The following is an 18418-nucleotide window of genomic DNA, read 5'->3' as shown; positions in this document are numbered from 1 at the left end:
GCCGGGACCGTTCCTAACCAGTGCGCATGAGTGAGTCCTGGACCCACTGCTGCGTGCTGGGCGCATCCCGAACGGTTTTGGATGCACTGGGTTGCCGCTTTCGCGTCCCGTTCGGCGGCACGCCTCCAGGGGCGTGATCCGTTGCGGGTGGGCGGGTTCCCTCACGTCCTCGGGTGCCTGGTGGGGCCTGGGCGGTCCGATGCCCCGCACGATCACTCCGGTCGTGTGGGGGCGGTGCCGTCCTTCCCCAAGCTCTCAACTCCGTTCGAGCAGGGGATACCCCATCCCGGATCGGGTGTCCGAGGGCGCGTCGTCCGATCGCGATGCCGGCGGCATCGTGACGGGACATCTTTCGCTTGGGGGTGGCCAGTGGTTTCTGCCAGTGCTGGGCACCCCACATGCTGGTGTAGGCGGGGTCGACCGCGACCATGCTCAGGCCCTGTTCGGCGGCCATGGAGACCAGCCGGGCCTTGAGCTTGCCGGTCGGGATGCCGGAGATCAGCTGCCGGAACCGCTTCCTGCGGCCGTGCTTCTCGCGGGTCTTCTCGGTGGTGAAGTCGAGGTCTTCGATGCCGATCGCGGCGACACCGGCCTGCTTGGCCCAGTTGATCAGGCGGGTCAGGGCGTGGCGGATCTGGGCGTCGCGGTGAGCGGCGGTGCCGGACAGGTCGTAGGGGAAGCGGTGCGGGTCGCCGATGGGGTTGCCGTGCCGGTCGAGGTGGTAGGCGGCGAAGTGGTCGGCGTTGGTGTCGACGCCGACCATGCCACGGGCGCGGGCAGTCTCCAGCGGGATGGTCTTCACGACGGGGCGTTGCCAGGACGCGGTGAGGTACCAGCGGCCACGGTCCGTATCGAGGTGGATGCGATAGGCCATGGCCCGGTTCGTTTCGACGCGATCGGCCCACTCTGCGCCCCGGTGCGCGAACGCCACGGTGGGGGCGAGGACATACCGGCCGTGCCTGGCATTGGCCAGGTGCGCGAGCGGGGCGGGCAGCCTGATCGACACTTCACCGTCCGGGGTGACGCGGATCGTTTCGTTCTCGAACCGCTTCCCCGACTCACCATCCGCAGCGATGAACCAGCGCTCCGCCTCCCACCGCTCCCGCCACTGGTCTTCGGTCAGCCGGGCCCGGGTGAGGTGGTGGCGGGTATTGAGGAGACGTTTGCCGCCCCGTACCACACGAACCCGTCCGGCCTGCCGGTCGGCGACAACGGCCGCATGCCGTGCCTCCAGTGCAGCGAGGCGGCGGGACTTGCTGAACCACTCACTCCGGGAGCGGTAGCTGCCCGCGGCCCGCTTCGTCCCGGGTTCCCCGATCGGGAGGGACAGGCGGTGCCGCAACGTCCTGATCCCGGCTTCCAACGTCTGGATGTGCGCTGCCTGGCAACGCCGGGCCAGCGCCCACTGATCGTGCGTGGCCTTGGTGATCGCACCCGCGATCCGCGACGACGAAAGCGGCGTCAGGTCCCGCTTGCGCGACGCCCAGGTGTCCTTGCTGTGCTCCAGACCATCCGCACAGCGAGCCCTGAGATCACGCGAAGCCAGACGACCCTGATGCTCACCGACCGCGCGCAGAACCATCTCGTCCTGTGGCGTGAGGTGCTTCAGACGGTCCCGGACCGCCACCTCGCAAGGCCCGGGCACCACGAACGGCGCCGCCAACTCCCGCAAACCACCCACCACATCACCCCCTCACTCCAGGCCGAGCACCTGCCACCCAGCCCAACGAGCAGCAACCGCCAAGGTCACCCATTCGGCTCCAGAACTACCGTTCCCACACCGTGAACCCACCGACAGGACTCACTCCCGCTCACCACAACTCACCTCAGTGCAGCGAACCGGCAGCAGCTCGCAACCCCTTACCTCCTCAGCCCCACCGCGGCCCCGTGTGCCTGGAGTGCCGACACCGCCGCCGTGATCGCGGGCCGCCGGGCCGCCTCCGTACGCCACAGCGCGTACAGCCGACGCACCGGTACGGGATCGAGTGGCACCGCCACCACCCCCGCCGGCAGCGGCCCCCGCCCCAGTCGCGGGATCAGCGCGACCCCGAGACCGGCGGCGAGCAGGGCCAGTTGGGTGTGGTTCTCCTCCGCCTGGTGCCGGATGTCGGGCTCGTAACCCGCCGCGCGCAGCGTCCGTACGAGCCAGTCGTGGCAGACCGTCCCCGGCGGCTGGCAGATCCACCGCTCCTTCGCCAGCTCCTCGCGCCGCACCGCGTCCCGCCCGGCGAGCCGATGGCCCTCGGGCACCAGCAGATCGCACCGGTCGTCACCGATCACCGCCTGCGCCACCCCCTCCGGGGCGGGCAGCGGGGCGATGTCCCAGTCGTGCGCGACCGCCAGATCGATCACGCCCTTGGCCACCAGGTCGACCGAGAGATGCGGATCGACCTCGGTCAACCGGACGTCCAGGACCGGATGGTCCCGGTCCAGCCCGGCCAGTACACCGGGCAGCAGTCCGCGCGCCGCGGACGCGAATGCGCCGATCGAGAGTCGCCCGGTCGGCAGCCCCCTGCGCTCCTCCAGCGTCGTCTCCGCACGCTCCACGATCGCCAGCAACTGCTGGGCCGTCTCGGCCAGATGGAGCGCCTCCTCGGTCAGTGCGACACCGCGTCCGCGGCGTTCGAGGAGGGTCGTACGGGTCTCCCGCTCCAGCTTGGTGATCTGCTGCGAGACCGCCGACGGGGTGTAGCCGAGCGCGGTGGCGGCGCCCGCGACGGAGCCATGGACGGAGATGGCGTGCAGTGCGCGCAGCCGGGACAGATCGAGCACCGGAACCTCCCGGATGTGGGGCCTTTCGTTAGCAACGCTCAATTTCACCATGAAGAAATCCGTGCTGGTGCTACATGGTCGATGCGGGCGATCCTCGGTGCATGCGTCCCCTCCACATCGCCCTGGCCGCCCTGGTGGCCGCCGTCTGGGGTGTCAATTTCGTCGTCATCGAGGTCGGCCTCGGGCACTTCCCGCCGCTGCTCTTCTCCGCCCTGCGTTTCCTGGTCGCCGCCCTGCCCGCGGTCTTTTTCGTCGGACGCCCCAAGGTCGGCTGGAAGTGGATCGTGGGCGTCGGACTCGTCCTCGGAGTGGCGAAGTTCGGGCTGCTGTTCATCGGCATGGACCGCGGAATGCCCGCCGGCCTCTCCTCCCTCGTGCTCCAGGTCCAGGCGGTCTTCACCGCCCTCTTCGCGGCGCTCGCGCTGGGTGAACGGCCGGGAAAGGTCAGGGCGTCGGGGATGGGGGTGGCCCTCGCGGGCATCGGGGTGGCCGCGGTCGACGAGGGCGCGAGCGGGCCCGTACTCGCCTTCGTCCTGGTGATCGCGGCGGCGGCCTGCTGGGGTGTGTCCAACGTACTGACCCGCAAGGCCGCGCCGCCCGACTCCCTCAACTTCATGGTCTGGGTCTCGACCGTGCCCGTGCTCCCGCTGCTCGGTCTCTCCCTCCTCTTCGAGGGCTGGGACCGTGACGCCGACGCGCTGGCCGCGCTCGACTGGAGCGGCGCCGGGATCATCGTCTACGTCGCCTGGATCACCACCGTCTTCGGCTTCGGGGCCTGGGGCTTCCTGCTGCGCCATCACCCGGCGTCGTCGGTGGCCCCGTTCACCCTGCTCGTCCCGGTCTTCGGGATGTCGGCGGCCGCGCTGCTGCTGGGCGAGTCGGTGAGTCCGCTGCGGTGGTGCGCGGCGGCGCTGCTGGTCGGCGGGGTGGCCCTCACATCGCTGGCGGGGGCGCGGCGGACCGGCCGGGCGGCATCGGATCGGGCTCCCGAGCCCGGTGCGACTGCGGGACCCGCGGAGCCGGTGACACCGGAAGCGGCACCGCGGCCGGCACGGACCTGACCGCAGCCGCCTACGACTTGGGCGCTCCCAGCCGCAGCAGATGCTCCCGCCCCGCGCTCAGCAGCCCCGGCAGCTCGGCCGCCCCCGGGTGCCACCGCTTCTCGTACTCCCAGCAGACCCAGCTGTCCGGGTCCAGCGTGTCCAGGCAGGCCCCCAGCGGCAGCACCCCGGCACCCAGCGCCAACGGCTCGGTGTCCTCGGCCGATGCGATGTCCTTCACCTGTACGTAGCCCAGGTGCGGGGCCAGCACCGCATGGCTCGCGGCCGGTTCCTCGCCCGCGAGCCAGGTGTGCATGATGTCCCAGAGCGCGCCGATCTGCCCGTGCCCGACCGTCCCGACGACCCGGGCCACATCGGCGCCCGCCCGGTGCGAGTCATGGGTTTCGAGCAGGATGCGTACGCCCAGGTCGGCGGCGTGCGGAGCAGCGGCGGCCAGCCGGCGGGCGGCGGTCGTATCGGCCACGGCGGGGTCCTGGTCACCGCCGCCCGGGAAGACCCGGACGTTCTTCGCACCCAGGTCGTGCGCCAGCTCCACCAGCCCGGCGAGCTCGTCCAGCGCGGCCCGGTCGTCCCCCTCGGCCGCGACCCGGACATACCCGGCGACGGTCAGGATCTCGACGCCGCCCTTCTTGAACTCCTCGACGACATCGGCCCGTTCGAGCGCCGAGATGCCCGGGTGCACCGGTTCCTCGGGGTGGGCGCGCAGCTCCACCCCCTGATATCCGTGCTCTGTGGCGAGCCGGACGACATCGGCCACCGGCATCCCCGGCACTCCGAGGGTCGAGAAAGCGAGCTTCACTTGCGTGGTTCCTTCCATCGGTACGTGCCACCGCGCCGTACGCGCCGGACGGCGGCCAGCACATCATCGCCCGGGGCAAGACACACCAGTACCCCCGACCCGGGGGCACAACCTCAGCCCACCCGCGGCGGCGCCGTCGACCCCCGCACCATCAGCTCCGCCGCGATCGTCGCGATGCCGCCCGGCGGCGGCGTCTCCTTGTCCATCGCCAGCCGGCCCGCCCGCGCGCCCGCCTCGAACAGCGGCAGTCGTACGGTCGTCAGCGCCGGTACCGCGTCCACCGAGAACGGCAGATCGTCGAAGCCCGCCACCGAGATGTCCTCGGGGATGCGCAGACCGCTCTCCCGGATCGCCGCGCAGGCGCCCAGCGCCACAGTGTCGTTGGCGGCGACGACAGCCGTCACCTCCGGCTCGCGGCGCAGGAGTTCGAGGGTGGCGTCGTGGCCGGAGCGGCGGTCGTAGGGGCCGTGGACGGTGAGGCGCTCCTCGTCACCGACGAGCCCCGCCGCTCTCATCGCGGCGCGGTGGCCCTCAAGGCGGTGGCGGGTCGTCGTCCGTTCCAACGGGCCCGCGACATAGGCGATCCGCCGGTGGCCGAGCGAGAGCAGATGCTCGGTGAGGCGCCGCCCGCCGCCCCGGTTGTCGAAGGCGAGCGCGGCCACGACCGCCTCGCTGCCCGGCAGCGGCGGCCGTCCGCACAGCACCACACGGGTGCCCGCGTCCGCGAGTTTCGCCAGCTTGGCGGACATCGCGGCCCGGTGCGCCGGGTCCTCCACGGCGCCACCGGTCAGGATGACGGCCGCGGCGCGCTGGCGCTGGAGCAGGGTGAGATAGGTGAGTTCGCGTTCGGGGGAGCCGCCGGTATTGCAGATGACGGCGAGCTTCTCGCCGCCCGCCCGGCCCGAACCGTCCCCGGGCCCGCCGATCTCGGTCTGCGCCGCCCCGGCCATGATCCCGAAGAACGGGTCGGCGATGTCGTTGACCAGGATGCCGACCAGGTCGGACGTGGCCGCCGCGAGTGAACTCGCGGGCCCGTTGAGCACATAGTCCAGGTCGTCCACCGCGCGCAGTACCCGCTCCCGGGTGGATGCGGCCACCGGGTAGTTGCCGTTCAACACGCGGGAGACGGTGGCCGGGGACACCCGGGCGCGGGCCGCCACATCCGCCAGGGTGACTGTCATCGCTTTCCTGCTTCCTGCTTATTGCTCGTTGTTGAGCATTCGGATATTTCGCTCTCCGCACGAGCACAGTTGTGCTGACGTGCTGGAGTCCTGGTCCATCGGCAGTCGGGACCGTTGGCGGTCGGTACGTTCCTGCAAGAGCTGTTTCACCCGCGTGTGCGGGGTGAACAGGGTGATGTCGGGATCACCGTCTCTGTGCAGGATGTTGACCGCTCCGGCGTGGTCGGCTTGCCGTACGGCCCCGCACTCGGTGCAGTGAAGCCGGTCCCCTTTGCGGACACCAAGGATGTTCGTAAAGGGGACGACTTGTGATGTGTAGGCAGCGTTGACCAGCCGCACCGCAGAACCTTTGCGGTCCGACACGGCATTGAGCGCTTCCGCGGTGACACCCTTGGTCCACGCGGCGAGGCGTCGGTTCGTGTTCTTCCCCAGCTTCTTGACGCCGGCGAAAGTCTTGGTGAGGTCTTCGGCCACGATCACGGCCGCCTTGTCGGCAACCGCGTGCACGGCCTTGAAGGTGAGGTCGCGGACTCGGCACTGCCACGCGGCTGAGCGCCGGTCACGCTTGAGGGTGCCGAGGTTGTTGTCACGGACACGCCGGGCTTTAGCCAGGTCGCCGCGCTGTTCGGCCTTCTCCGCGACGCTGCGGAGTTTGGCCCGTCGGGCGTTCTTGACCTTCCGGTGATCGGACTCGGAGGTCAGCATGTCGCCGAGCCGGGTTCCGTGGTGCCGGCCGTCGGAGTCGGTGAGGACCTCGGTGTATCCCTTGTCCACGCCGATCGTGCGGGTGCCGACGGGACGTTTGGAGGACTTCATGTCCTTCGCGTCGATGGTGTAGTGCACCTCGACCCGGTTGCTGCGCAGGACAAGCCGCAGCGTGCCGGTCGGGGCAACCGTGGTGTTCAGCGGGATACGTACGAGCTGGCGGCGCTCCAGACCGGGCACGGCGAGCCAGACGTTTCCGCCCTCGGTGAGGGTGAAGGTCTTGTACTGGTCGGCGCGGACCACGATCTGGTTGTGGGTGCGGTTGCGTCCGCGTTTCCCGTGTCGGCGCATCTGCCGGGCAAGGAATGGGTCATCGGACCAGGTGTCCCGCTTCAGCAGCTTGAACAGTCGCTTCCGCTCGGCCTCTTCCTTGGTGCGCCGGTTGATCGCACGGCGGACCGTGACCTTGGCCGCTTCCCGGTTGGCGGTGATGCCGGCGACCGCGTCCCGCACGGTCTCCTTCCACGCGTTCGCCAGGACGCCGAGGGTCTGCGCGGTGCCGTCGGCGATCCACACATCACGGATCTGCCTGTCCGACCACTCGAGGCCGCCCACCGAGCCGAACTGCCGCCACACCAGCGAACGAACCACACCAAGGCGGCGAGCCTGCTCCTCGAGCCGGCTGTACTTCCCGTCGTTGAGGTTCTTCGAGTACGCGACGCGAGTGACTTTCACCGGCCACCGCCGGCCAACTCGTCCTTCAGTGCCTTCTCGTAGCGTCGCAGACCATGCAGGCGGCCAGAGAAGGTGTGTACGACTGCCAACAAGTCCTGCACCATTTCCTCCTGCGGCGACAGTGACTCCTGATTCGCCACCACGATGGTGCAGCCGTTCTTCGTTGCGACGTGCTCCAAGTAGTCGAACCCGAACCGGGCCAGCCGGTCCTTGTGCGCTATCACCAGCGTGCCGACCTCGCCCCGCTCGATCGCATCCATCAGGGCGAGGAACTTCTTCCGCTGGAGGTCCATCCCTCCGCCGACCTCGCGAATCCACTGATCGACAGCGAGACCGCGGCCCCGGCAGAACTCCTCCATCGCCTGCACCTGCGAGGCCAGATCGCCCTTCTGTCCGGGCGAGGACACCCGGCAGTACACGATGGTCTGACGCGCGGACTCGTCGAAACCGGGCTGGAGCACCTGTCGCACGTCCGCATCGGTGAAGTACCGCTGACCGGACACGCGTTGCGGCGCGATACGACCCTCGCGCTCCCACCTGCGAATGGTGGAAGCGGAGCGGCCAACACGCTGCGCGAACTCGCTGATCCGGTACATGCCGATCACCGTACGCAACTCTGCACAGGAATAGGCAAGAACCAGGCACTAGATGTCAGCTCCGAGGGTGACGAGGAGTGAGAGGAGTTGTCGGCGCGCCCCCTCTTGTCCGGGCCGCTGTCGGCAGGCTAGCGTCATCATCGATAGAAAGCGCTTGCTACGGTTGTATGGAGGAACTTTCGTGACACGCAGGACAGTGCGCATCGCCATGAACGGCGTCACGGGTCGCATGGGATACCGGCAGCACCTGGTGCGCTCGATCCTCGCGATCCGCGAGCAGGGCGGCCTCGATCTCGGCGACGGCGACGTGCTGTGGCCCGAGCCCGTTCTGGTCGGCCGCCGCGCCCATGCGCTGGAGGAGCTCGCCGCGCAGCACGGTCTGACCGAGTGGTCGACCGACCTCGACGCGGTCCTCGCGGACGACAGCATCGACATCTACTTCGACGCCCAGGTCACCTCGGCCCGCGTCGAGGCGATCAAGAAGGCGATCGCCGCGGGCAAGCACATCTACACCGAGAAGCCCACCGCCACGGACGTCGAGGGCGCCCTGGAGCTGGCCCGCCTGGCCCGTGACGCCGGGATCAAGCACGGCGTCGTCCAGGACAAGATCTTCCTGCCGGGCCTGCTGAAGCTGAAGCGTCTCATCGACGGCGGCTTCTTCGGCGAGATCCTCTCCGTACGAGGCGAGTTCGGCTACTGGGTCTTCGAGGGCGACTGGCAGGAGGCCCAGCGCCCGTCCTGGAACTACCGCGCCGAGGACGGCGGCGGCATCGTCGTCGACATGTTCCCGCACTGGGAGTACGTGCTCCACGAGCTGTTCGGCCGGATCTCCACCGTCCAGGCGCACGTCCAGACGCACATCCCGCAGCGCTGGGACGAGCAGGGGAAGCCGTACGCCGCCACCGCCGACGACGCCGCGTACGGCATCTTCCAGCTGGAGAGCGGAGCCGTCGCACAGATCAACTCCTCCTGGACGGTCCGCGTCAACCGCGACGAGCTCGTCGAGTTCCAGGTCGACGGAACCCACGGCTCCGCCGTCGCCGGCCTCCGCAACTGCCGTGTCCAGCACCGCTCGGCCACCCCCAAGCCGGTCTGGAACCCGGACCTCCCGGTCACCGAGTCGTTCCGCGACCAGTGGCAGGAAGTCCCCGACAACGCCGCGTTCGACAACGGCTTCAAGGCCCAGTGGGAGCTCTTCCTGCGCCACATCGTGCTCGACGAGCCGTACACCTGGGACCTGATGGCAGGCGCCCGCGGCGTCCAGCTCGCCGAGCTGGGCCTGAAGTCCTCCGCCGAGGGCCGCCGCTTCGACGTACCGGAGCTGACGCTGTGACGATCCACCTCCCGCAGGGTCCGTACGAACCCCGCACCACCCCGCTCGACCTCGCCCCAGGCGAGGCTCCCCTCGCTTCCCGTACGGTCTTCTCGGCCGCCCATGTCGTCGCCGACCCGTACGCCGACATCAGCCCCGACTCACCGGCCGCCGTCGACTGGGACGCCACCCTCGCCTTCCGCCGCCACCTCTGGTCGCACGGTCTCGGCGTCGCCGAAGCCATGGACACCGCCCAGCGCGGCATGGGTCTGGACTGGGCCGGCGCGGCCGAACTGATCCGCCGTTCCGCCGCCGAGGCGAAGGCGGTCGGCGGCCGCATCGCCTGCGGCGTAGGCACCGACCAGCTTCCCGCCGGACCCGCCTCGCTCGCCGAGGTGCGGTCCGCGTACGAGGAGCAGCTCACCCTCGTCGAGGAGAGCGGCGCCCAGGCCATCCTGATGGCCTCCCGCGCGCTCGCCGCCGCGGCAAAGGGGCCCGAGGACTACCTGGAGACGTACGCGCACCTCCTGCGCCAGTCCTCGGAACCGGTCGTCCTGCACTGGCTCGGCCCGATGTTCGACCCGGCGCTGGAGGGCTACTGGGGCTCCTCGGACCTCGACGCCGCCACCGATACCTTCCTGAAGGTCATCGCCGAGCACCCGGACAAGGTCGACGGCATCAAGATCTCGCTCCTGGACGCCGAGCGCGAGATCGACGTCCGCCGCCGTCTGCCCGGCGGGGTCCGCTGCTACACCGGCGACGACTTCAACTACCCCGAGCTGATCGCGGGCGACGACCGGGGCTTCAGCCATGCCCTGCTCGGCATCTTCGACCCGTTGGGCCCGCTTGCCGCACACGCGGTACGGGTTCTGGACACCGGGGACGTCCAGGGCTTCCGGGACGTCCTCGACCCCACGGTCGAACTCTCCCGCCACCTCTTCCAGGCGCCCACCCGCTTCTACAAGACGGGCGTGGTGTTCCTCGCCTGGCTGGCCGGCCACCAGGACCACTTCACCATGGTCGGCGGTCTGCAGTCCGCGCGCTCGCTGCCGCATCTGGCGAAGGCGTACGAACTCGCCGACCGGCTGGGCCTGTTCCCCGACCCGGAGCTGGCCGAATCCCGGATGCGTGCCCTGCTCGCGGTCAACGGAGGCGAACGATGAGCGACGGCCGTCTCTCCATCAACCAGGAGACCATCAAGCAGTGGTCGCTGCCCGAGCTGGCCGAGGGCTGCGTCAAGGCGGGCATCGACAAGGCCGGCCTGTGGCGGGCCCCCGTGCAGGAGTACGGCATCGAGCGCACCGCCCGACTGCTCGCCGATTCCGGCCTCTCGGTCACAAGCCTCTGCCGAGGCGGCTTCTTCACCGCCATCGACCCGGTCGAACGGGCCCGCGCCCTGGACGACAACCGCGCCGCGCTCGACGAGGCGGCGGCCCTGTCCACCGACACCCTGGTCCTCGTCTCCGGCGGCCTCCCGGCAGGCAGCAAGGACCTGCACGGCGCGCGTGAGCGGATCGCGGACGCCCTGGGCGAACTCGCGCCGTACGCGGCCGAGCGAGGCGTACGTCTGGCGATCGAACCGCTGCACCCGATGTTCGCCTCGGACCGCTGCGTCGTCTCCACGCTCTCCCAGGCCCTGGACATCGCGGAACGCTTCCCCGCCGAGCAGGTCGGGGTGGTCGTCGACACGTACCACATCTGGTGGGACGACCAGGCGGCCGCACAGATCGCCCGGGCGGGCGCGGGCGGCCGTATCCACTCCTTCCAGCTGGCGGACTGGATCACCCCGCTCCCGGCGGGCGTCCTGGTCGGCCGGGGCCAACTGGGCGACGGGGCCGTGGACTTCCGCGCGTTCCGCACGCTGGTCGAGGCCACCGGCTTCGACGGTCCCATCGAGGTGGAGATCTTCAACGAGGACCTCTGGGCCCGCGACGGCGCCGAAGTCCTCGCGGAGGTCGCGTCCCGGTACTCCGAACACGCCTGCTGAGAAGGCTTTTTGCAGCCAGGGTAAAGAGATCGCCAAGACGTGCAACCGTTCGGCACCCCGCCGGGTCATATCTGGCGTCGGGCGCTTCCGGGGAGGGATCCGGGGGGATCGGGAAGCCCTGACTGAGGGGGAAAGCGAGGGGGGTCCGGTCTTCTGACCGGACCCCGTTTCGCCTCGTCGGGACCGTCTCGCGAATTCCCGAAGCTTCATCGCATGCTGATCAATAGGCCGAGTTGACGTTGTCGATCGAGCCGTAGCGCTGTGCCGCGTAGTTGCAGGCGGCGGTGATGTTGGCGACCGGGTCGTAGATGTTCCACGAGGTGCCGGGGACGTGATACGCCTTGAAGGTCGGGTCGATGACCTGGAGCAGCCCCTTGGACGGGATGCCCTTGGCGGCGTTGGAGTCCCAGTTGTTGATGGCATTCGGGTTGCCACTCGACTCGCGCATCAGATTGCGGTGGATCCCGTGGTAGGAGCCCGGGATGCCCTGCGCGCGCATGATCGTCAGTGATTCGTTGATCCAGCCGCTGATGCGGCCGCTGCTCGACTGGGCGGGGGTGGCGGCCGAGGCGGCCGGTGCGCCGGCGAGAGAACCGGCAACGACTGCGGCTCCTGCGGCGGCCATGCCCAGTGAAATCTTCTTGGTCTGGGTCATGTGAGCGAACTTCTTGGACATCGCGGAGATCTGCATCGGAAATTACCTCTTCCGTGGGGATGCCCAGAATTGTTAAGCGGGGTTCAAGTTTCGGTCAATGACTCTCTTTACTATCGGAATACGTACAGGGAACTGGCAACGGCTTTCGAAATCGCCGCAAACAGGCCATGCGGCGATCCCTTTGCCCTACTAAGTGGCATCATGGTGACGCGCACCATATCGGCCACATCACACGACGTAAGTGTTAAATCAGCCCAAAACGGACACTGATATACGGCTCATGGCGAGCGGAAAAAGCCCTCTATTCGTCCCGTGTAATGAATGAAATACGCGGCGCAGTTGGGGCGAGGTCGGGCCATTTGAAGTGACCTGAGGGAACCCGCGGTCCCCACCGCGCACGACCGGCATCACGCTGCGGACGGACGGGTCTTCGTGGTTCCGAACGCGGATGCGTGCAGCCGTGGGCGGCGGTCGGCCGAGGTGCGGTGGCAGATTCTCGTGACATCTCACGCGACGTGGCGGATTCTCAATGGATCACGGCTGGGCCGAGTTCTGCGGTACGGGCTGTCCGCCCGAGAGGAATCCGGTCGCGCTCTGGCTGCAGAGGCGTCAGGATGCGGCCATGGCTGACGATCTCTTGCTCGTTCGCGCCCGGGAGCTGTGGGTGGAGCTGGCGGACACACCGGTCGAGTTCTGTCCCTCAGAAGGGGCAAAGGTTGTGGTCGCGCCCAGCTCGCGGTTGTCTCCGCCGTCGTGGACCGGGATCGTACGGATCGGTGACGCTGCCATCGTCACTGCGCCGAGCGTGCGGGCTGCCAGGATGGTGGACGACGCCGCGCGGAAGATGACCCACAAAGAGCTCGTCGACATCGCTCGTTTGCGTGCGGTGCTGCCTGTTCTCGATGTCCTCGGGCCGGCTTCGCTCTTCTATCTCGGCCGGGACGGCTTTCTTCCTGCGCATGAAGGTACCGGGGTCGAGCAGTTGCCGATCGGTGACGGCGGCCTGGCCGCGCTGCTGGCTCTGACCGGGGAGGAGGAGGTCGGCGAGAGCGGTCTGGAGGACATCTCCTCTCCCGCGTTCTGTCTTCGCCGGGGCGATGAGGTAGTAGCCGCTGCCGGGTATCAGTCCTGGCCGCGGTCGGTGGCCCAGCTGAGTGTGCTGGTTGCCCCGCACTATCGGGGCCGGCGCCTGGCCCGGGCCGTGGCGTCCGCAGCAGTGGCCCATGCCCTCGATGCCGGGTTGCTGCCGCAGTGGAGAGCACGGCCCTATCCATCACAGCGGGTGGCTGTAGCTCTGGGGTTCCAGGAACTGGGCGCCCAGCTCAGCGTTCGGCTTGGCGACATCCCCTTCGACCAGGACCGGTAAGGACGGGTCCTCTTCCGCGAATGCCATGTCCCTGGTAGCCCGCGCGGAATCCGGTGCTCGCGAACTGGCGGATCTGCTCGTCGGCCGGTGGCAACTGCGCGGGGTCGATCGCGGTGGGCCCCGGTGCGATGCAGGCATCCATGCTGGGGCCGGAGTTGATGAGCGCGAGCGCAGTCACCAGGTCGGGTCGTTGCTCGGCGAGAGCGGTGGCGGCATAGCCACCGCTGGAGTGGCCGGCGACAATGGCGTGCTCGACTCCGAGCCGGTCCAGTGCCGTGCCGATCCTGCGTCCCTGCTCGGGGATCGCGTAATCGCCGCCGACCGGTTCGGCCGAGCGGCCGTGCCCCGGCAGGTCGATCCGGATGACGCGATGGAGCGTGGTCAGCAGCGGAACCAGCGCGTCCCACGAACGGCTCGAGGCGGCGGATCCATGGATGAGCAGGAGCACGGGGGCGTCGCGAGGTCCGGTGCCGACGGCGCACGCTGTGGCTCGCCGTGCACGGCGTGGGCATCGAGTTCCGTCACGAACACCGGGTGGCGGGGGCAGTCGCATGACCGGGGAAACGGCTGAGCCCGGCACCGCACGGCTGCTGCCTTGGACAGGAGCGGACGGCAAGCCGTGTTACGTCATCGGGGACGGGACCGGTCGTGTGTCACGGGTCGCGGACGACATCGAGAGCGTTCAGCTCGGCATGGCGGGCGACCTGCTCGGCCATGCCGCCGGCCTCCTGGCGGACCGGCGTGTGACCGGCAGTGAACTGCACTTCCTCGCCTCCCGGCTGACGGAGTCGCTGCGCGACGTGAAACGGGTCGCGGAGAGCAGAGGGGCACGACTGCCACAAGCGCCGGGACAAGGGGCGGAGTTGAGCAATCCGTAAAAGGGGCTGCGCATACATGAGCGGTGTCTATAGCCTGCGAGTAGCACATTTGTGCGAATAATGCTCAGTGAAAGGCCACGTCGCGTGTCGCAGAATCTTCAGCTGACCGGAAAGCTCGATTCCGTGGAAGGGCTCAAGGAGCTCTTCGGAGGCGGACTTTTTGGGAAGCGGGCCAAGAAGAACCACGCCCTGTTCTCCAGTGCCACTGCCAAGGGTGTGGCACAGGCGACCGTCCTGGCCACCCGGGACTACGGCGACAACAACGTCTACCATGTCGTCGCGTTCAGCACCGGGCCGGACGCTGTCGCGGACGCCCGGATCGCCGAGCTGCGGCAGCGGGCGGAGGGTATCGCCGACGAGCTGCGTACGCACGGCTACTTCTACTACGACGCCCCGACGGTCTGGGACGGCGACGGCAAGATCTGGATCAGCAAGAAGCCGCTGTTCCGCGATCTCGGTGCACCGGCGGAGGGCCTCTACGTCTTCCCGCTCCAGGAGAGCGCGACCGCTTCGGCGCCGACCGACGTGGCCTGGGCCGTCGTCGACGGCAAGCTGCACATCGTGGTCGTCGCGAAGTAGGCACGGCCGGAAGGGAGGCGCGGGGGAACCGCCTCCCTTCCGGGCTGTCAGTGCGAGGTATCAGCGTCGAGGCGTGTCCAACATGGCCGTCCTCGAAGGTGTGCTTGAGCGCATCACCTACGCCGACGAGGAGAACGGGTACACCGTCGTCCGCGTCGACACCAGGCACGGCGGCGTCGCGGACAGGGACGGTGGCGCAGCCATGGGCGACTTCGAGGCATTCGCTGTCAGCGGAAGAGGCCGAGGAACCCGTTCACCCAGATCCCGACGAACACGATCGCCAGGAGCGCGCAGCCCATGGCCGCCAAGGACTGGCGCAACGAACCCGCCTCCGGCGCGTCACCCCGTACCTCAGTGAGCGTGTCCCAGGTGACCGGGTGGCCGAGGGCTTTGGAGGCTGCGGTCCGAACAGTTGCCAACCGCTCCTCGACGAAGGGGGAGTCGGCTGCCGATTCCTGGCCTTGCCAGGCCAGGGCGCGCACCCGGCGCACCGGGTCGCTGTACCTCTTCTCGAACGCGGCGGCCTCGTCCGGGAGCCTGTCCTCTTCGAGGTACGTCCGACGGCCGGCCTCCGCAGGGTCGCCGTACATCCGGTAGATGATGGCCAGGCGTCGGCGCAGAGCCGGGTAGTGCGGGTAGGACGAGACCAGTCCGCGCAGTCGTTGGCGGGCCATGGGCACACGTCCCTCGGCGAGGTCCGCGTCCACGCGTTCCAGCGTCTCCTTCAGTGCCATGCGCACATCATCAGGCGTGCCCGCGGATGTGTGTGAGCGAATTATGGGCTGACCCGCGAGTGATTGGGGTGTGCCGGCCTGAGGTTTGGCTGGTGTGTGACTCCGAAGGCCGTCGTGCGGACGTGAACGGCTCCGTCCGCCACGCTCAACAACGGCCTGTGGTACTCGTCGGACGCCACTGTCATCTACGACACCGAAGACGGCGGGCAAGGGTGCCCAGGCGTGGAAGCTGACCGGTTCGCCGCTCCTGCACTGACCACCCACCGGGGTCCTGAGTACTTCTACCTCTGATCTTGGCCAGTGCTCCGCCTTTCAGGGCGGGGGTGAAGGCCATCCTTGGCCCGGAGGCGCAGAGCGCCGGAGTGCTCTGCGCCTTTGGGGTGAGGTCGGACGGGGCGCTGCTGGTTTTCGATGTACTGCTTGACGACGGTCAGGGGTGCTCCGCCGCAGGATCCGGCGAAGTAGGAGCCGGACCAGAAGTGTCCGCCCCACAGGTACCGGCGGACATGCGCGTTGTACTCCTGGCGGAGCCTGCGGGAGCTGACGCCTTTGAGGGAGTTGACCAGTTTGGAGAGCTGCACCTTCGGCGGGTAGTGCACGAGCAGGTGGACGTGGTCCTGTTCGCCGTTGAACTGTTTCAGCTCGGCCTCGAAGCCGGCGCAGACCTCCCGCGTGATCTCTTCGGTGCGGGTCAGCATGGCGTCGGTGAGCGCGTTCCGCCGGTACTTCGTGACAAAAACCAAATGAACATGCAGGTTCTCTTGCTGTCCTTCCCGCGCAGGCCGCGCAGGCAGTACTCAAGACGTACTTCCAGGCGTGGAAGAACTGCTGGGACGGCCGCGCCGACGCCCCGAACTTCAAGGGCCGGTTCCGCACGGTGATGTCCGTGGACGTCCCTCAGGGCCGGGACCTGAACATCGTGCGCGTGCACCGCCGCTGGGGCGTGGTCAACATTCCCAAGGTGGGCCGGATCCGGTTCCGGTGGACCAAGGACCTGCCCGTGGGCAAGCACGCAGGCGCGGAGAACCGGATCACCGGGGCACGGCTGGTCAAGGACGCGCTCGGCTGGCACATCGCCTTCCGTGTTCAGACCTTGGAGGTCAAGCCCGAGCCCCACCAGGGGCCGGAAGTCGGCATCGACGTGGGCGTCACCGTGCCCATCGCCCTCTCGGACGGCAAGACGTACGAGCACGGCGAGTGGCTGACGGAGAAGGAGAAGGCCAGGCTTCTGCACCTGGAGCGGCGCGCCGCGCAGCGCAAGCGGCACCGCAAGCCCGGCGAGCGCACCAGCCGCCGGCTGCACCGCACCTACGACCAGATCGCGGGACTCCGCGCGAAAGCCAAGCGCAGGGCTCTGGACTGGCAGCACCGGACGACCACCGCCATCGCCCGCACATACGGCACCGTCGTGGTCGAAGCACTCACCATCACGAACATGGTCAAGTCGGCCAGGGGAACCATCGAGGAGCCAGGGAAGAACGTTGCCCAGAAGTCCGGGCTGAACCGCTCCATCAGTGGGGAGGCATGGGGCCGCACGGTCACCCTGCTGACGTACAAGACCGCCCGGCTCGGCGGCACCCTGCACAAGGTCCCCGCCCCCGGCACCTCCCAACGCTGCTCAGCGTGCGGCTTCACCACGCCCGGCAACCGGGAGAGCCAGGCCGTGTTCGTGTGCAAGAACCCGGACTGCGGCTGGTCGGGCAATGCCGACCACAACGCAGCCCGGAACGTCTTGCACCTGTACCGGATGGGCCTCGCGCTCATCCCGGCTGCCGGGAGGGCAGTCGTCAGGCGTGCGAAGCGCGTCAAGCCCGCTGCCGCAAGGTAAGCAGGAATCTCCCGGCTTCAGCCGGGAGAGCACTTCAATCATGACTGTGACTTCGAGCGATAGGTGGCCAGGGGCGTTCGGATCCGCCCTGGTCAGCCCTCCGTGACGATTCGTAGTTGGCCACTGTGTCGACCGATAGTCGGCCATCGGGGATCCGAACTGCATGGCCGAGTCCGATTCGGGAGACCGACGTGCTTCGGCCCCCGTGCTGCTGTGCAGCGCGGGGGCCGAAGGGGTGCCGTCCTCGCTCCGACTCAGGTCACTGGATTCCGGTGGCTCTGGTCACCATGCGTTGATGACCGGCGCGTCGGGTTCGTGCTGCCGCCAGGCCTCGTTGAGGCGCGCGAGCCGGTCCGCGGCGGCGATGCCGCGCAGGGACGCGACCTTGCCGTCTCTGACTTCGAACGCCACGGCGCCCACGACCCGGTCGTCGACCACGGCGAGGACGGCCGGGGAGCCGTTGACCAGCGCGATATGGATCGCGGGCGATCCGCCGGCCAGCCGCCGCTTCGCCGGCGTGGGCTTGAAGCCGGCCCGCACGTAGGAGGCGACCCGCTCGCGCGTCTTGTACCGCAACAGCCGCTTGCCCAGTCCGGCGCCGTCCGAGACCGCCGTCACGTCGTCGGTGAGCAGCGCCACCAACTGTTCGGTGCGCCCCGACGTGGCCGCGGCGAGGAACTCCTCGACGACCCGGCGCGCGGACGCGGGGTCGGCCTCGCCGCCGCGGCGGCGCTCGGCGGCGACCCGGATCCGGGCCCGGTGGACGTGCTGCTGGCTCGCGGACTCGGTGATGTCGAGGATCCCGGCGATCTCGGAGTGGCTGTACGAGAAGGCCTCACGCAGGACGTAGACGGCCCGCTCGACCGGCGAGAGGCGCTCCAAGAGGGTCAGTACGGCCAAGGCCACCGATTCGCGCTGCTCGAAGGTGTCGGCCGGGCCGAGCATCGGGTCGCCCTCGAGGAGGGGCTCGGGCAGCCAGGCACCGGCCGCTCGCTCGTGGCGCGCCTGCGCCGAGCGGAGCCGGTCGAGGCAGAGATTGGTGACGACCTTGGTCAGCCACGCTTCCGGCACCTCGACCCGTTCGCGGTCTGCGGCCTGCCAGCGCAGGAACGTGTCCTGCACGGCGTCCTCGGCGTCGGCGGCCGAGCCGAGCAGACGGTACGCGAGCGAGGCCAGCCGGCCCCGGCTGGCCTCGAACCGATCGATGGCTGCGCTGTCCACGCGGAGGAG

General features: G+C 69.0%; 16 protein-coding genes and 4 pseudogenes. 9 read left to right on the top strand and 11 right to left on the bottom strand.

Annotated elements, in window-relative coordinates; translation table 11 throughout:
• Positions 1–13: 13 nt before the first annotated feature.
• Both ACZ7IB_RS03035 and ACZ7IB_RS03030 read right to left on the bottom strand, forming a co-directional pair.
• Entirely contained in the window at positions 14–1681 is a 1668-nt protein-coding gene (locus tag ACZ7IB_RS03035) for an IS200/IS605 family accessory protein TnpB-related protein (RefSeq protein WP_470908656.1), read from the bottom strand.
• Between the two features lie 179 nt (positions 1682–1860).
• The gene (locus ACZ7IB_RS03030; RefSeq protein WP_470908655.1) at positions 1861–2772 is read right to left on the bottom strand and encodes a LysR family transcriptional regulator; all 912 of its coding nucleotides are present in this window, start codon (positions 2770–2772) and stop codon (positions 1861–1863) included.
• Positions 2773–2873: 101 nt separating this feature from the next.
• On the opposite strand from ACZ7IB_RS03030, the gene ACZ7IB_RS03025 reads away from it, so the two are divergent.
• Positions 2874–3833, top strand: coding sequence for an EamA family transporter (locus tag ACZ7IB_RS03025; protein WP_470908654.1), 960 nt, complete (start codon positions 2874–2876; stop codon positions 3831–3833).
• 10 nt (positions 3834–3843) lie between these two features.
• Here ACZ7IB_RS03025 and ACZ7IB_RS03020 read toward each other — a convergent pair whose 3' ends face one another.
• The 4 genes from ACZ7IB_RS03020 to ACZ7IB_RS03005 form a co-directional block, all read right to left on the bottom strand.
• Complete coding sequence (locus ACZ7IB_RS03020; RefSeq protein WP_470908652.1) at positions 3844–4632, bottom strand: sugar phosphate isomerase/epimerase family protein; 789 nt, start codon at positions 4630–4632, stop codon at positions 3844–3846.
• Positions 4633–4745: 113 nt separating this feature from the next.
• A complete protein-coding gene (locus tag ACZ7IB_RS03015; RefSeq protein WP_470908650.1) occupies positions 4746–5813 on the bottom strand; it encodes a LacI family DNA-binding transcriptional regulator in 1068 nt (355 codons plus the stop codon).
• Between the two features lie 18 nt (positions 5814–5831).
• Positions 5832–7253 carry a zinc ribbon domain-containing protein gene (locus ACZ7IB_RS03010; RefSeq protein ID WP_470908649.1) on the bottom strand — a complete coding sequence of 474 codons (1422 nt, stop codon included), beginning with the start codon at positions 7251–7253 and terminating at the stop codon, positions 5832–5834.
• A complete protein-coding gene (locus ACZ7IB_RS03005; protein WP_470908648.1) occupies positions 7250–7849 on the bottom strand; it encodes an IS607 family transposase in 600 nt (199 codons plus the stop codon). Before ACZ7IB_RS03005 ends, ACZ7IB_RS03010 begins: the two co-directional genes overlap by 4 nt.
• A gap of 181 nt (positions 7850–8030) precedes the next feature.
• On the opposite strand from ACZ7IB_RS03005, the gene ACZ7IB_RS03000 reads away from it, so the two are divergent.
• Genes ACZ7IB_RS03000 through ACZ7IB_RS02990 form a run of 3 tightly spaced genes read left to right on the top strand, consistent with a single transcriptional unit; the run spans position 8031 to position 11148 of the window.
• A complete protein-coding gene (locus ACZ7IB_RS03000; RefSeq protein ID WP_470908647.1) occupies positions 8031–9182 on the top strand; it encodes a Gfo/Idh/MocA family protein in 1152 nt (383 codons plus the stop codon).
• A complete protein-coding gene (locus tag ACZ7IB_RS02995) occupies positions 9179–10324 on the top strand; it encodes a dihydrodipicolinate synthase family protein (RefSeq protein WP_470908646.1) in 1146 nt (381 codons plus the stop codon). The genes ACZ7IB_RS03000 and ACZ7IB_RS02995 overlap by 4 nt, the downstream gene beginning before the upstream one ends.
• A complete protein-coding gene (locus ACZ7IB_RS02990) occupies positions 10321–11148 on the top strand; it encodes a sugar phosphate isomerase/epimerase family protein (RefSeq protein WP_470908644.1) in 828 nt (275 codons plus the stop codon). Before ACZ7IB_RS02995 ends, ACZ7IB_RS02990 begins: the two co-directional genes overlap by 4 nt.
• Positions 11149–11368: 220 nt before the next feature.
• Here the strand turns inward: ACZ7IB_RS02990 and ACZ7IB_RS02985 are convergent, their stop codons facing one another.
• Complete coding sequence (locus ACZ7IB_RS02985) at positions 11369–11839, bottom strand: transglycosylase SLT domain-containing protein (RefSeq protein ID WP_470908643.1); 471 nt, start codon at positions 11837–11839, stop codon at positions 11369–11371.
• Between the two features lie 586 nt (positions 11840–12425).
• Between ACZ7IB_RS02985 and ACZ7IB_RS02980 the strand changes: the two genes are divergently transcribed.
• On the top strand, positions 12426–13169 hold the full coding sequence (locus ACZ7IB_RS02980; RefSeq protein ID WP_470908641.1) for a GNAT family N-acetyltransferase: 744 nt from the start codon (positions 12426–12428) through the stop codon (positions 13167–13169).
• Between the two features lie 31 nt (positions 13170–13200).
• On the opposite strand, the pseudogene ACZ7IB_RS02975 reads toward ACZ7IB_RS02980, so the two are convergent.
• Positions 13201–13617 (bottom strand): annotated as a pseudogene (locus ACZ7IB_RS02975) (alpha/beta fold hydrolase); the annotation flags it as partial.
• Between the two features lie 103 nt (positions 13618–13720).
• On the opposite strand from ACZ7IB_RS02975, the gene ACZ7IB_RS02970 reads away from it, so the two are divergent.
• The 3 genes and pseudogenes from ACZ7IB_RS02970 to ACZ7IB_RS02960 all read left to right on the top strand — a co-directional run.
• Complete coding sequence (locus tag ACZ7IB_RS02970) at positions 13721–14047, top strand: hypothetical protein (protein ID WP_470908640.1); 327 nt, start codon at positions 13721–13723, stop codon at positions 14045–14047.
• A gap of 84 nt (positions 14048–14131) precedes the next feature.
• Complete coding sequence (locus tag ACZ7IB_RS02965; protein ID WP_470908638.1) at positions 14132–14626, top strand: hypothetical protein; 495 nt, start codon at positions 14132–14134, stop codon at positions 14624–14626.
• Between the two features lie 73 nt (positions 14627–14699).
• Positions 14700–14798: pseudogene (locus tag ACZ7IB_RS02960) on the top strand (YrrC family ATP-dependent DNA helicase); the annotation flags it as partial.
• Positions 14799–14853: 55 nt separating this feature from the next.
• Here the strand turns inward: ACZ7IB_RS02960 and ACZ7IB_RS02955 are convergent.
• Both ACZ7IB_RS02955 and tnpA read right to left on the bottom strand, forming a co-directional pair.
• Entirely contained in the window at positions 14854–15360 is a 507-nt protein-coding gene (locus ACZ7IB_RS02955) for a DUF6584 family protein (protein ID WP_470908636.1), read from the bottom strand.
• Between the two features lie 392 nt (positions 15361–15752).
• A pseudogene (tnpA, locus tag ACZ7IB_RS02950) lies at positions 15753–16154 on the bottom strand (IS200/IS605 family transposase); the annotation flags it as partial.
• On the opposite strand from tnpA, the pseudogene ACZ7IB_RS02945 reads away from it, so the two are divergent.
• Positions 16121–17188, top strand: a pseudogene (locus tag ACZ7IB_RS02945) (RNA-guided endonuclease InsQ/TnpB family protein); the annotation flags it as partial. The pseudogenes tnpA and ACZ7IB_RS02945 sit on opposite strands and share 34 nt — an antisense overlap.
• 282 nt (positions 17189–17470) lie before the next feature.
• Here ACZ7IB_RS02945 and ACZ7IB_RS02940 read toward each other — a convergent pair.
• On the bottom strand, positions 17471–18409 hold the full coding sequence (locus ACZ7IB_RS02940) for a sigma-70 family RNA polymerase sigma factor (RefSeq protein WP_470908634.1): 939 nt from the start codon (positions 18407–18409) through the stop codon (positions 17471–17473).
• Between the last annotated feature and the right edge of the window lie 9 nt (positions 18410–18418).

The sequence above is a fragment of the Streptomyces sp. NPDC037301 genome, from assembly GCF_055602785.1.
This window is presented reverse-complemented; position numbering and strand designations above follow the sequence as displayed.